The sequence below is a fragment of the Caballeronia arvi genome (assembly GCF_001544695.2).
In the GTDB taxonomy this organism is placed as follows: Bacteria; Pseudomonadota; Gammaproteobacteria; order Burkholderiales; family Burkholderiaceae; genus Caballeronia; species Caballeronia arvi.
Window position 1 is genome coordinate 1 of record NZ_FCOM02000043.1, and the last position, 13,578, is coordinate 13,578.

At 62.7% G+C, this 13,578-nt stretch carries 15 protein-coding genes; 11 read left to right on the forward strand and 4 right to left on the reverse strand.

The annotated features are described in order from the left end of the window. From AWB74_RS47475 to AWB74_RS31680, 4 genes are all read left to right on the forward strand, one after another. Nucleotides 1-245: hypothetical protein (locus AWB74_RS47475; protein WP_235024757.1), on the forward strand; the 245-nt coding region annotated here is incomplete at its 5' end. 34 nt (nt 246-279) lie between these two features. Next, the gene (gene imuA / locus AWB74_RS31670; RefSeq protein ID WP_061150571.1) at nt 280-1,143 is read left to right on the forward strand and encodes a translesion DNA synthesis-associated protein ImuA; all 864 of its coding nucleotides are present in this window, start codon (nt 280-282) and stop codon (nt 1,141-1,143) included. Next, a complete protein-coding gene (locus tag AWB74_RS31675) occupies nt 1,028-2,668 on the forward strand; it encodes a Y-family DNA polymerase (protein WP_200822060.1) in 1,641 nt (546 codons plus the stop codon). The genes imuA and AWB74_RS31675 overlap by 116 nt, the downstream gene beginning before the upstream one ends. Before the next feature lie 6 nt (nt 2,669-2,674). Next, on the forward strand, nt 2,675-6,127 hold the full coding sequence (locus AWB74_RS31680; protein ID WP_407642492.1) for an error-prone DNA polymerase: 3,453 nt from the start codon (nt 2,675-2,677) through the stop codon (nt 6,125-6,127). Here the strand turns inward: AWB74_RS31680 and AWB74_RS31685 are convergent. Continuing rightward, nucleotides 6,121-7,059, reverse strand: a complete 939-nt coding sequence (locus AWB74_RS31685) for a dTDP-4-dehydrorhamnose reductase family protein (protein ID WP_061150573.1) — start codon at nt 7,057-7,059, stop codon at nt 6,121-6,123. The genes AWB74_RS31680 and AWB74_RS31685 overlap by 7 nt on opposite strands. Beyond that, nucleotides 7,056-7,262 (reverse strand): heavy-metal-associated domain-containing protein, encoded by a 207-nt coding sequence (locus AWB74_RS31690; RefSeq protein WP_061150574.1) that lies wholly within the window; start codon nt 7,260-7,262, stop codon nt 7,056-7,058. The genes AWB74_RS31685 and AWB74_RS31690 overlap by 4 nt, the downstream gene beginning before the upstream one ends. A gap of 95 nt (nt 7,263-7,357) precedes the next feature. On the opposite strand from AWB74_RS31690, the gene cueR reads away from it, so the two are divergent. Continuing rightward, nucleotides 7,358-7,744 (forward strand): Cu(I)-responsive transcriptional regulator, encoded by a 387-nt coding sequence (gene cueR, locus AWB74_RS31695; RefSeq protein WP_061150575.1) that lies wholly within the window; start codon nt 7,358-7,360, stop codon nt 7,742-7,744. A 233-nt stretch (nt 7,745-7,977) separates the two neighbouring features. Further along, nucleotides 7,978-8,124, forward strand: coding sequence for a DUF3563 family protein (locus tag AWB74_RS31700; protein ID WP_087039318.1), 147 nt, complete (start codon nt 7,978-7,980; stop codon nt 8,122-8,124). A gap of 96 nt (nt 8,125-8,220) precedes the next feature. On the opposite strand, the gene copM is transcribed toward AWB74_RS31700, so the two are convergent. Next, entirely contained in the window at nt 8,221-8,619 is a 399-nt protein-coding gene (gene copM / locus AWB74_RS31705) for a CopM family metallochaperone (RefSeq protein ID WP_061150576.1), read from the reverse strand. A gap of 113 nt (nt 8,620-8,732) precedes the next feature. Between copM and AWB74_RS31710 the strand changes: the two genes are divergently transcribed. Further along, the gene (locus AWB74_RS31710) at nt 8,733-9,104 is read left to right on the forward strand and encodes a hypothetical protein (protein ID WP_061150577.1); all 372 of its coding nucleotides are present in this window, start codon (nt 8,733-8,735) and stop codon (nt 9,102-9,104) included. On the opposite strand, the gene AWB74_RS31715 is transcribed toward AWB74_RS31710, so the two are convergent. Then, nucleotides 9,095-9,937, reverse strand: coding sequence for a 23S rRNA (adenine(2030)-N(6))-methyltransferase RlmJ (locus AWB74_RS31715; protein ID WP_061150578.1), 843 nt, complete (start codon nt 9,935-9,937; stop codon nt 9,095-9,097). The genes AWB74_RS31710 and AWB74_RS31715 overlap by 10 nt on opposite strands. A 285-nt stretch (nt 9,938-10,222) precedes the next feature. On the opposite strand from AWB74_RS31715, the gene AWB74_RS31720 reads away from it, so the two are divergent. From AWB74_RS31720 to iscR, 4 genes are all read left to right on the forward strand, one after another. After that, nucleotides 10,223-11,017, forward strand: a complete 795-nt coding sequence (locus AWB74_RS31720; RefSeq protein ID WP_061150579.1) for a 3-hydroxybutyrate dehydrogenase — start codon at nt 10,223-10,225, stop codon at nt 11,015-11,017. Between the two features lie 15 nt (nt 11,018-11,032). Then, complete coding sequence (locus AWB74_RS31725) at nt 11,033-12,226, forward strand: DUF3734 domain-containing protein (RefSeq protein ID WP_061150580.1); 1,194 nt, start codon at nt 11,033-11,035, stop codon at nt 12,224-12,226. Nucleotides 12,227-12,332: 106 nt separating this feature from the next. Then, the gene (locus AWB74_RS31730; protein ID WP_061150581.1) at nt 12,333-12,815 is read left to right on the forward strand and encodes a low molecular weight protein-tyrosine-phosphatase; all 483 of its coding nucleotides are present in this window, start codon (nt 12,333-12,335) and stop codon (nt 12,813-12,815) included. Between the two features lie 151 nt (nt 12,816-12,966). Further along, nucleotides 12,967-13,494, forward strand: a complete 528-nt coding sequence (gene iscR / locus AWB74_RS31735) for a Fe-S cluster assembly transcriptional regulator IscR (protein WP_061150582.1) — start codon at nt 12,967-12,969, stop codon at nt 13,492-13,494. Nucleotides 13,495-13,578 lie beyond the last annotated feature (84 nt).

A 13,578-nucleotide genomic window follows, 5' to 3' on the forward strand; every position in this document is an offset into this window, starting at 1 on the left:
CCGATGATAGTGCGGATTCCCGTGTGAAAGTAGGTAATCGTCAGGCTCCTCATGCAGCAAAACAAAAACCCCACCCCACAAAGGTGGGGTTTTTGCGTTGGGCGTGCGATTTGCTCGAGCGCCCAACGCGCTCCTTCCATCACCATTTCATCCTTTCCCCCACGCGTCTCCGGCCAACACAACCTGCGAAAATACTGTATAAATATACAGTAAAAGTCATAGGCCACCGCATGCTCAAGCCATGACAGGCCCTTGCATTCGCGCTGGACGGGGAAACTCATGGGTGCAGCACTTTCACTGCTCGATATCGGGCTGACATCGCATCTGCAGCGTCAGGTTTGGCAGGGCAGTCCGATCAATGATCCTGACTCGAACATCATCTCGAGCGGCTATCGGATGCTTGATCTCGCCTTGCCCGGCGCAGGCTGGATGCCCGGCTCAGTCACCGAACTGCTGATCGAGGAGAGCGGCGTAGGCGAAATCAGACTATTCGCTCGCACGCTTCGGGAACTGACGGCGAGCAAAGGCCGCTCGGTCATCTTCATCGCACCACCGTGGAAGCCCAATCTGGCTGGGCTTCGGGCGATGAACATCGCGGTGGAAAAACTGGTCTGGGTCAAGGCGCCCGAGGATCAGGTGCTCTGGGCTGCGGAACAATCATTGAAACAGGACGGGATCGGCGCCGTGTTGATCTGGCTGCCGCAAGTGCGTCCCGAATCCCTGCGAAGGCTGCAAGTCGCGGCTCAGGAAGCGCAGTCGCTGGCGTTTCTCTTTCGCCCGCTCAAAGCGGCGAAGCAATCATCCGCCGCGCCATTGCGCATGGTCTGCAAGCCAATACTTCCCGCTGACGCGCAGACAATGAACCGCCGCGAATGGATGCAGGCCGTCATGCTCGAAATCGACATCATCAAGCGGCGTGGTCCTTTGCTGGAAAAGCCGCTGCGGTTGAACTTGCCACTGCAGTTGCCCGCGCTGCCCGAACACATTCGCCGCGCGCACGTCGGCAGGAAAGCACGAGAGGTCAAACATGTTGTGGATAGCGGTGACATTGCCGCTTTTATCGCTCGAAGCCGTCAGGCCGCCTTCGATGCCCTCAGCGCAGGCGAGCTCGACATCGCCTGGAGCGAACTCGACGGCGAATGACGACATTGATCAGCCATGCTTCGCGCTTGCCGATCACGCTCGCATCCTGATGCCCGATCTCGTCGCGTTTCGACTTGGCGTGCGGCCCGGCAGCACGCGCGCGCATGCGTTCGCGCTGGCACCGCAGTTGACGCTGCTGGCCGTCGACATTCGCGCAGAGCAGAACGCACTCGAAGCCGTTGCGCTGGCGCTGCTCGCGTTCACGCCCAAGGTCGTGCTTGCTCATGCGAATACCGTGCTGCTCGAAGTCGGCGCGAGCATGCGGCTTTTCGGGGGACTGCGCGCGTTGCTGTCCAGGGTGACATCGACGGTGAAAGGATGCGGTTTCACCTCGCGCATGGGCTGCGCGCCGACGGCATGGGGCTCGTGGTTGCTGGCGCACGCACGCACGCGCCGTGTTGCGCGTCGCGTGCGTATCGTGAAAGAGACGACGCTCTTACACGCGCTCGATGCGCTGCCCGTATCGCTCGTCCCGTCGGCGCACTCGCACGGCAACGTGTTCGAGCAGATCGGTTGCGCGACGCTTGCCGATTTGCGTCGTTTGCCGCGCAAGGGCGTCGCGCGACGGTTCGGGCAAGGCGTCCTGCAATGGCTTGCGCAAGCGTACGGGCAGGCGCCCGATCCGCGCGAGGCGTTCTGCGCGCCGGCGTCGTTCGAAGCGCGGCTCGAATTGCAGGCGCGCGTGGAAAGCGCCGACGCGCTGCTGTTCGCCGCTCGTCGGCTCGTGCTGCAACTCGCCGGCTGGCTCGCCGCGCATCATGCGGCGGTCAGCGAATTTTCGCTGCTGCTCGAGCACGAACTGGCTGCTCGTCACGCGCCGAAAACGTCGACATTCAAAGTCGCGTGGGCCGTGCCGACGCGCGAAGCCGAACACATTCTCTGGTTACTGCGCGAGAAGCTGAATCAGACGACGCTCGCTGCTCCCGTGATCGAAATGAAGCTTCTCGCCGACAAGGTCAGCGAGCATGCGCCGCCGCCCGACACCCTGTTTCCGTTGCCCGGTTCCGACAGCGACTCGATGGCGCAACTGCTCGAACGCCTGAGCGCGCGACTCGGTGCGGAGAATGTCGTGCAACTGGTCGCGCGGGACGATCACAGGCCCGAGGCAGCGATGACGGTCGAAGCCTGCAAGCCTGCGCGTGAAACGAAGCCCAAGCGCGGGAAAAAGGGCGGGAAAAAAACGCCGACAACAGTTAAAACACAAGCCGAACGCGAGCCGGAACCGGAAGAAGCGCAAGCCGAACCCGGCGAACCGCTCGAACTGCCGGATCTCGCGGTGCCTCAGCAACCGCGTCCGGCGTGGATACTCGAAACGCCGCAAAAGCTCATGCTGCGCAACGAGCGGCCGTTCTATCGTCGTCCGTTGAAGCTGATCAGCCGCACCGAGCGCATCGAGGCGGGATGGTGGGACGGCAACGGTGTGCAGCGCGATTACTACGTCGCCGCCGACGATCGCGGCCGCATGTTCTGGCTCTATCGCGAACGTCTCAGCGGTTACTGGTTCCTGCACGGTTTTTTCGGGTGATGCGCGATGGATGATCTGAGCGACATCATCGGACTGGATGATGACAATACGTTTCCCGGCTCGATGTCGGCGTCGGCGCTGTTGCCCGGCTACGCCGAGCTGCATTGCCTGAGCAACTTCTCGTTTCTGCGCGGTGCGTCGCATGCGCAGGAACTGGCCGCGGCCGCGCTCGAGCACGGCTATACCGCGCTCGCGATCACGGACGAGTGCTCGCTCGCGGGTGTCGTGCGCGCGCATGCCGCGATCAAGGATATCGAAGCGAAGGCGCAAGCCGCGGCCGAAGAAGCGCGGAAGGCCGGCGAGCCGCCGCCGAAGAAGCAGAACCTGAAGCTGATCGTCGGCAGCGAATTGCATCTCACCGATGCCAACGGCGAGCCGTTCTGCACGCTCGTCGCGCTTGCGATGAATCGTGCGGGCTACGGCAATTTGTCGGAGCTGATTTCGCTCGCGCGCTCGCGTTCGCCCAAAGGCACGTACAGAATCGGTCCGGAAGATTTCACCGATCCCGCCGCTTCATCGGATACCGCGGACCTGCGTGGCGATATCGCGCATCTGAAGCATTTGCCCGATTGCCTGCTGATCCTCGTGCCGCAGCGCTCCGCAACGCTCGCCGACACGCTCGATCGCGCGCACTGGCTGGCCGGTTTCGCCGCGGGCCGCGCGTGGCTCGCGCTGGAGCTATGGCAGGACGGCAGCGACGACGAACGTCTCGCCTCATCGCGCGTGATCGCCGAAGCGAGCGGATTGCCGCTCGTCGCGGCAAGCGGCGCGCTGATGCACGCGCGCTCGCGCAAGCCTTTGCAGGACACGCTGACCGCGATTCGCCTGAATCGGCCGCTCGCCGAATGTGGCTATGCGCTCGAAGCGAACGCGGAGCGGCATCTGCGCACGCGGTTGCGCATCGGCGCGCTGTATCCGAAAGAGGCGATCAGGGAAACGCTGAGAGTGGCCGCCCGTTGCACCTTCAAACTCGGCGAGCTCAAGTACGAATATCCCGAGGAACTGGTGCCGCCCGGCGAAACGCCCGCGAGCTACTTGCGCAAACAGGTGATCGCGGGCGCGCTCAAGCGCTGGCCGAACGGCATGGACGCCGAGACCATCGGTCTCATCGAAAAGGAACTGGCGCTCGTCGCGCATCTGGAATACGAGAAGTACTTTCTGACGGTCTACGACATCGTCGCGTTTGCGCGCAGTCAAGGGATTTTGTGTCAGGGCCGCGGCTCGGCGGCGAATTCGATCATCTGCTATTGCCTTTTCATCACCGAGCTCGATCCGGTTCGTATGGACTTGCTGATCGAACGCTTCATTTCCCAGGCGCGTAACGAGCCACCCGATATCGACGTCGATTTCGAGCATCAGCGGCGCGAGGAAGTCATCCAGTACATCTATCGGAAGTACGGACGGCATCGCGCGTCGCTGGCGGCGTCGGTCATCACGTATCACACGCGCAGCGCGCTGAAGGATGTCGGCCGCGCGCTCGGACTGGATGCGTCGCTGATCGAGCGTATCGGCAAGTCGCAGCAGTGGTGGGACGGGCCGTCGGCGGTGGCGGGCTATCTCAGGGAAGCGGGCTTCAGCGACGATTCGCACGTCACGAAGCATCTCATCCGCCTGACGCGCGAGTTGCGCGGCTTTCCGCGGCATCTGTCGCAGCACGTCGGCGGTTTCGTCATCGCGCGGGAGCGCTTGTCGAGACTCGTGCCGATCGAAAACGCCGCGATGAAAGACCGCTGCGTGATCCAGTGGGACAAGGACGATATCGATCAGCTGAAGCTTCTGAAAGTGGATGTACTCGCGCTCGGCATGCTCTCGGCGATCCGGCGCGCGCTCGAATTCGTCGCGCTGCGGCGCGGCGTGCCGGGCTTCAGCATCCAGCACATTCGCCGCGAGGATGCAGCGGTCTATGAGATGTGCTGTCGCGCGGACACCATCGGCGTGTTTCAGATCGAATCGCGCGCGCAGCAGAGCATGCTGCCGCGCTTGCGGCCGCAAAAGTATTACGACCTCGTGATCGAAGTGGCGATCGTGCGGCCCGGCCCGATTCAGGGCGGCATGGTGCATCCGTATCTGCGTCGCAAGCAGGGCCTGGAAGACGAGGACTATCCGAAAGAGGAATTGCGGCCGGTGCTTGGCCGCACGCTCGGCGTGCCGATCTTTCAGGAGCAGGTGATGAAGCTTGCGATGGTCGCGGCGGGCTACACGGCGGAACAGGCCGATCAGTTGCGCCGCGCGATGGCCGCCTGGCGTCGCGGCAGCTATCTGGAGGCGTATCAGGCCGATCTGATGAAGAAGATGCTCGCTCGCGGTTACGAGCACGATTTCGCCGCGCGCGTGTGCAAGCAGATCGAGGGATTCGGCGAATACGGCTTTCCGGAGAGTCATTCGGCGAGCTTCGCGCTGCTCGTCTATTTCAGCGCGTGGATCAAGCGTTACGAACCGGCGGCATTTCTGGCCGGCCTCTTGAACAGCCAGCCGCTCGGTTTCTATTCGCCGTCGCAACTCGTGCAGGACGCGCGGCGTCATGGTGTGGCGGTGTTCGCGCCCGATGTTTCCCTGAGCGACTGGGAATCGGTGCTGGAAGCGCGCGCGGGCAACGGCGAGCGCATCGCGTTCGATGACGGCAAGGAGCGTCGGCGTCAACAGTTCTATGGCGTGCCGCTGCCGGATCACGTGTTCCGGAAGACCGTGCGGCGCGCGGCGCGCAGACTCAAAAAGCGCGTCGTGCTGGACGGACGTCGATACGGTGCGAGCGGGCCGGGTGTGCGCATCGGCCTGAGTCTCATCAAGGGTCTGCAGCAAGCCGCCGCCGAGCGGATCATGGCCGCGCGCGCGCAAGCGCCATTCACCGATGTCGACGATCTCACGCGCCGCGCTGCCTTGTCGCGCCGCGATCTCGAAGCGCTTGCGGCGGGCAATGCGCTCGCGAGCATTGCGGGACATCGGCGTCAGGCGTGGTGGGCGGTCACGGCGCAGCAGCGCGCGCCGGAATTGCTGCGCGATGCGCCGATGAGCGAAGCGCCGCTTCTGCTGCCGGAAGCATCGGAAGGCCGCGAAATCGTCGATGACTACGCGAGTCTCGGGCTCACGCTCAATCGTCATCCGCTCGCGCTGCTGCGTGCAAAGCTGGCGCGCATGCGCTTCAAGACCGCCGAGGAACTCGCTCACCACAAGAACGGACGCTTCGTGCGGGCATGCGGCATTGTGACGGTGCGGCAACGGCCGGGCACGGCGAACGGCACGATCTTCGTCTCGATCGAAGACGAAACCGGTGCGATCAATGTGATCGTCTGGCCCGGACTCGTCGAGAAGCAGCGCAAGGTGCTGCTAGGGGCGTCGCTGCTCGGCGTGCACGGCGTCTGGCAAATGGAAGGCGAGGTGCGGCATCTGGTAGCGCAGCGGCTCGAAGACCATAGCGCACTGCTTGGCCGACTTGCCGCGTCGAGCCGCGATTTTCACTGATCCGGCATGTTCGGATAGTTCGCGAGCAACCCCGCGATGGCGATGTCGAACGGCGTGCGCCGGCCGATGCCGAGCGCTTCCAGCCGGCCGGAATCGAGATGACAGTCGCGCGGGCGCGGCGTCGCGTCCGTCGGCGTGCGCTGCGCGACGAGCTTCGCGTCCACCTTCAGCACGCGCGCGATGCGTTCGGCGATATCGAATTTCGTCATCGGCTCGTCGCCGGACCATTGGGTGATGCCCGAAATCGTCGCGCCTTTCGCGTGTTGTTCGAGCATGCCGCGGATCACCACGGCAACATCGGGCGTGAAAGTCGGATAGCGCGTCGCCCAGGCGTCCATCGACGCGGGCGGGTTCGCCGGATCGGCGGACTCGACGATCGCGGGCGTGAGACTCGTCACCGCCGATTCGTTCCAGTCGGCAAACGGCCCGTAAAGCAACGGCAGGCGCAACACGCAGGATGCCGGGTCGCTTGCGAGCAGCGCGCGCTCGCCGTCCAGCTTGCTTCGGCCGTACGCGTTGAGCGGCGCGGTCGTGTCGTCGGGGAAATAGGGTGGGGCGGCGCCGTCGAACACGTAGTCGGTCGAAATCGACAGCACCCACGCGCCGAGCGAACGCGCTTCGGCCGAGATCACGCTTAATGCATCGACGTTCAACGCGCGCGCGCGCGCCGGATCGTTCTCGCACATATCCGGACGCCGCTCCGCCGCCGTGACGACGATCGCATCGGGTGCGAACTCGCGAAGAAAGGTGCGCACCGCTTCATAGTCCAGCAAATCGAGCTTGACGCTCCGGGCGTCGGCGCGGCTGCGGGCCGTGTGCACAATGCGCCAGTCCTTCGCGCTGGGCGCGCTCGCCAGTTCGCCAGCGATGGCGCGTCCCAGAAGTCCCGACGCGCCGATGAGTGCGACGGTAAAACGGTCTCCCGGCCTCATGCCGACGCGACGCCGACGACCGTATAACCCGCCTCGTCGATGGCTTCCTTCAGCGCATCGTTAGGTTGCGTCGACTCGACGGCGACCCTGCCTCGCTCCAGATCGACGCGAACCTGCGCCTGCGCATCGATTTCCTGAATCGCGCGCGTCACAGCCGCGACGCAGTGCTGGCAACTCATGCCTTGAACTTCGAATTCCGTCATTGCAATTTCCTCATGAAGATTTCGATCAACGACATCGTATACCTTGCCATCATGGGAAGGTGTAGAGTCGAAATGACATTTTTTCGGAGCAGGACATGAACATCGGTGAAGCGGCTCGCGCTTCGGGCGTCACGGCGAAGATGATTCGCTACTACGAGAGCGTTGGATTGCTCAATCCGGTCGGTCGGACTTCGGCGGGATACCGCGTTTATGGCGATCAGGAAGTGCACGCGCTGCGCTTCGTGCGGCAGGCGCGCCGGCTCGGCTTTCTCGTCGAGGATATCCGTAAGTTGCTGGCGCTTTGGCAGGATCGGTCGCGGGCGAGCGCCGAGGTCAAGTCGATTGCGCTGGAGCATGTCGCGGAACTGGACCGCCGCATTGCCGAGTTGACGGAAATGCGCGACACGCTGTCGCATCTGGCGAAGCACTGCCACGGCGATGCTCGGCCGGATTGTCCTATTTTGGATAAGCTCGCTCAGTGATGCCCTAAACTGGTGCATCAGCAGACGCAATCCGGCGCTCAAAGCGGCTAATAGTCCGAAAAAACAGCGACTTGAAGCAAATACTCTGCCTGCACCATTCCGAAAACGAATGCACACTATTCAAGCATTTCACTACCACACCGCGAATCTTCTACTCTATAATCCGGGTATTCCCTAACGGGTAATCCCTGACCCGAACCGCCAGGGATCTTTTAAAGACCTTGGAGCACATCATGTTTGCATTCATCATCGAAAAACTGAGCATCTGGTTTGAAGTCGCCGAGCAGCGCCGCCGCGAAGCGTACCTTGCGCAATCGACGGACATCGTCCAGCTCGAACAGCGCATCCGTTCGCTCGAAACCAACGGTTACAACGCGTAAGCGTTTCGTTCCAGGCGCCGAGCGCGCCGGACGTAAAAGTTGAAAAGCCCCGCAATGCGGGGCTTTTGCTTTTCTGCTACAACGCGAGTTTGCTTGTCAGTGCTTGGGCGGATGCTGCTCCAGCCATTGCTTCATGAATGCGATTTCCTTGTTCTGCGCGGCGATGACGTCCTTCGCAAGCTTGCGCAGCTTCGCGTCCTTGCCATACTTCAGCTCGACCTTCGCCATTTCCACCGCGCCCTGATGATGCGGAATCATGTGCGCGACGAAATCCCGGTCGGCGTCGCCCGTGTATTCGATGCCGGACATGCCCGACATCATCTTCTGATCGGCGGCCTGGAATGCCGCAGTGGACGAGACGTCCGTCGGCTTCGGCGCGTGCTGTTCCATGTTCATGCCGGGCATCGCGTCGCTGGCCGGCGCAGCGGTCTGCGCGATCGCGCTTGCGCTACAGAGGGCCGTGATGATGGCAAGCGCGATTCTTGTTGATTTCATCGTATCTCCTGTGAAAGGACGGATTGCATCGCTCGTTCTGAGCCAAAACGCCTAGCCTAAAGCTTGCCATCGGGGTAAGGTAAAGCGGTTTCGTCTACATAAAAGATCACAAGATGTCAGGCCACATCAACGACTCGACGAATACCCGCTGCCGCGCCTCCGTTGCACGAACGGCACGTGTTTCCATCGCGCTCGCGCTGGCTTTGTCCGGCTCGCAACCGGCGCTGGCCAAGCCGGGCGGTGAGCCGCTCGTGCTCGATACGCAAACCGGCATTCACAGTGGCGTGAGCGGAACCGTCCTCCAGAGCGGACCGCTCGGCGGTCCCGGCATGGTGCCGATGGCTACGCTGCCCGGGCTGCCGCAACAGGGAGAGCCGCCCATCGTGGTATCGCCTTATGTCGAGTATCCCGGCGGGCAGAACGTCGTGCCCGTACAGCCCGGAGCCCCGGGGCGCCCGCGAGTCCCGCGCGCGCCTTATCCCTGATGCTCAAGTCTGAATGACGCGTTGCCGTCTTCGCCGAGCGCATCGACGAGATACGGCAGCGATGCTTTCAGCGCCTTCTGCAGCGTATACGGCGGATTGAAGACGAACATTCCGCTGCCGAACAGGCCGAAGCCGTCCGTCGGCGGGTTCTTCACGGTCAGGGACGCGTGCAGCCAATTGCCCGGCTGGATGGCTTTCATTTGATCCGCAAAGCGCTGAGACTCCATGCGCGTGACGATCGGATACCACACCGCATAGGTTCCCGTCGCGAAACGCTTGAGGCTTTCCTCGACACACGTGAGCGTGCGTGCATAGTCACGCTTGTCCTCATACGACGGGTCGATCAGCACGAGCGCCCGGCGTGGCGGCGGCGGAAGGATCGCCTTGATGCCGTCGAAACCGTCGCCGTCGTAGATCATCGCGCGGCGGCCGGCGTCGCGAAAATTGTGGCGCAGCACGTCGATCTCCGTGCTGTGCAGCTCGAAGAGGCGCATGCGATCCTGCTCGCGCATCGTGCGCCAGGCGAGATACGGTGAGCCGGGATAGAAACGCAGGCCGCCATCGGGGTTCAACGCCTTCACTTCATCGACATAATCCGCGAGCAGCGGCGGCAGGTCGTCTCGTTCCCATAGCCTGCCGATGCCCGTCTCGAACTCCGCGTTCTTGGTCGCGAAACCCTCTGTGAGCGAGTAGACGCCGGCGCCGGCGTGCGTGTCGATATACCAATACGATTTGTCCTTCAGGCCGAGATGGCGAAGCATCTGAATGACGACCGCGTGTTTCAGCACATCGGCGTGATTGCCCGCATGAAAGGCGTGACGATAACTGAGCATGAGGAGAGGCCCGCGCAGGGCATGAAAAGCTGGAAATAAAGCGTGCAGGGAAGGGTGTCTATTCTAGCCGACGCCATGCGATGCGATTTCACGGCGCCAACCTCTGCTGCGGCGCACCGTGTCTAATGCACAATAGCCGCTCCCGGGCAATCGTGAACAGTCGGCCGAATGGCCTAGGCCTTCCGATGCCCGGCGAGACGTGTCCTATGCCGAACGGCCAGCTTGATGGCCGTGCCGATGAATGTTGTCATTCACCCGATGTCCCACCAGATAGAGGAGGTTCGCATGTCATCAAACGGTAAGCTCGACGGCAAGACCGCGGTCGTCACGGGCGCGGCGAGCGGCATCGGCCGCGCGATCGCGTTGACGCTCGCGGATGCCGGCGCCGCGGTCGCCATCGCCGACCTGAATCAGGCGGGCGCGAACGCGGTTGCCGAGGAAATTCGCGGCAAGGGTGGCAAGGCCATCGGCATCGCGATGGACGTGACCAACGAAGACGCGGTGAATCAGGGCATCGATCGCGTCGCCGCGGAGCTCGGCTCGGTGGATATCCTCGTGTCGAACGCGGGCATCCAGATCGTCAATCCCATCGAAAACTACGCCTACGCCGACTGGAAGAAGATGATGGCCATCCATGTCGACGGCGCGTTCCTCACCACGAAAGCCGCGCTCAAGCACATGTACAAGGACGATCGCGGCGGCGTCGTGATCTACATGGGCTCGGTGCACTCGCACGAGGCATCGCCGCTCAAATCGGCCTATGTGACCGCGAAGCATGGCCTTCTCGGCCTCGCCCGCGTGCTCGCGAAAGAGGGCGCGAAACACAACGTGCGTTCGCACGTCGTCTGTCCGGGATTCGTGCGCACGCCGCTCGTCGACAAGCAGATTCCCGAGCAGGCGAAAGAACTGAAGATCAGCGAGGAGGAAGTCGTCAAGCGCGTGATGCTGGGCGGCACGGTGGACGGCGTCTTCACGACCGTAGACGATGTCGCGCAGACCGTGCTTTTCCTGTCCGCGTTCGAGACTGCCGCGCTGACGGGGCAATCGTTCGTCGTGAGTCACGGCTGGTTCATGCAGTAAAGAGAGCGAGGACGCATGGCTGAAAACGACAATATTGAAGCGCTGCAAAGCGAACGGGCGCAAGGTCGCATCCACTTGCCGCCCTACGAGACGATCGCGCTGATGCTCCAGGGCGGCGGCGCGCTCGGCGCCTATCAGGCGGGCGTTTATCAAGGGCTGCACGAGGCGGGCATCCATCCGAACTGGATCGCCGGCATCTCGATCGGCGCACTCAACACGGCGATCATTGCGGGCAATGCGCCGGAGCATCGCGTGACGCGTCTGCTGGAATTCTGGGAGACGATCTGCCAGCCCGCGTTTGGCTTTCCGCTGCCGGCGTTCATCGAGCGCGCGCTGTTCGATTCCGCCGATGACATCCGCAAGGCGTTCACCGCGATGCAGGCAGTCGGCGCGCTCGTCGAAGGGCAGAAGGGTTTTTTTGTCCCGCGTTTTCCGCCGCCTTCGCCGATTTCGTCGAGCTCACCCCAAACCGCGAGCTATTACGATACGACGCCGCTCAAGGCGACACTCGAGCGTCTCTGTGACTTCGATCGCATCAATTCCGGCGAGACACGCGTGTCGGTCGGCGCCGTGAATGTCGCGACGGGCAATTTCGCCTATTTCGACAACATGCATATGACCTTGCGCGCCGAGCATTTCATGGCGTCGGGCGCGCTGCCGCCGGGTTTCGCCGCGGTCGAGATCGACGGTCAGTTCTATTGGGACGGCGGCCTTATGTCGAATACGCCGCTCTACGAGATCGCGCAGGCGACGCCACGCCGCGACACGCTCGCCTTCCAGGTCGATCTGTGGAGCGCGCGCGGGCCGGTGCCGGACAGTATCGTCGACGTGATGGGGCGGGTGAAGGACGTCCAGTTTTCGAGCCGCACGCGCCTCGTCACGGACCAGATGCAGCGCGCGCAACGCTACCGGAACGTCTTGCAGCACGTGCTCGACCTCGTGCCCGAAGACGTTCGCAAGAGCGACGAATGGTGCCGGCTCGCGGCCGATCTCGCGTGCTCGAAGCGTTACAACATCATTCACCTGATCTATCGCCACAAGGAATACGAGGGCCACTACAAGGATTACCAGTTCGGCTTCTCGACGATGCGCGAGCACTGGGAAAGCGGCCTGACCGACATTCGCCGCACGCTCGCGCATCGCGACTGGCTCGACATGCCCAACGGCGAATCGCGTTTCGTAACCCACGACATCCACCGCGGCGAGTGAAGGGCGTTTCGGGCGGGAATGTGTGTCAGTTTGTATAATCCGGACGCATCGCGGCGGCTTTGGACGCTCATCCTGCCGCCGCGCATAACGACAATTCCCCTGCCTGATGAAATCGATCGCAGTCTGCTTCATTTGTCTTGGCAACATCTGCCGCTCGCCGAGCGCGGAAGCGGTGATGCGCGAACTCGTCACGCGCGCGAAGCTCGCCGATCGCATCGTGATCGATTCCGCCGGAACGGGCGACTGGCACATCGGCGAGCCGCCCGACGAACGCGCCCAGAAGGCGGCGAAAAAGCGCGGTTACGATTTGTCGAGCCTTCGTGGACGGCAGGTCGCCGCCGACGATTTCGCGCGTTTCGATCTGTTCATCGTGATGGATGACGCGAACGCCACCGCGCTGACGGCGGTCTGCCCGCCGGAGCATCGCGACAAGATTCGTCTACTGATGGAATTCGCCACGCGCGACGATGGCCGCGTCGTCGTCGATCCCTATTTCGGCGGCGATGAGGGCTTCGAAAAGGTGCTCGATCAGTGCGAGGACGCCTGCGAAGGCTTGCTGAAGGCCCTGCGAGCGCAGCTGACCGCCTGAGCGATGGCTGATGAGAGTTGTCCGCGTCCCGTCCCTGCGGGCATGAAAAAACTCAATTAAAAAGCTACTTATCGCGCCCGGATACTTGACTAAAACTGTGGGATATTTATACTTGACGAAAATCATCGAGTATTAGCGGTAGCCCCCAATTATGAGACTCACCACGAAAGGCCGTTTCGCCGTCACGGCGATGATCGACCTGGCGTTGCGCCAGGAGCAGGGCCCGGTGACGCTGGCCGGCATCAGTCAGCGCCAGCGCATCTCGCTTTCCTACCTCGAACAGCTCTTCGGCAAGCTGCGGCGGCATGAGATCGTCGAATCGGTCCGCGGACCGGGCGGCGGCTACAACCTCGCGCGCCGCGCGGAGAACGTCACGGTGGCCGATATCATCATCGCGGTCGACGAGCCGATCGACGCCACGCAATGCGGCGGCAAGGGCACGTGCGAAGGCACCAAGCAGCACGACGGCCATTGCATGACGCACGAGCTCTGGGCGACGCTCAACCAGAAGATGGTCGAGTATCTCGACTCCGTGTCGTTGAAAGATCTGGTCGATCAGCAGCGCGCACGCGAAGGTTCGTCGGCGGTGCTGCGCGACCGCCGCACCGAGTCGGCCGGCGTCGAAACCGCGCGCGTGGTGCCCAAGGGACCGAATTCCATTTTCAACCTGGCCGGATGACACATAAGCCGTGCCGGCACGTGCCGTGCGCGGAGAACAACGAGCGTCCCAGCCAAGAGCTTTGACTGATTTCCCCGGAGCGAC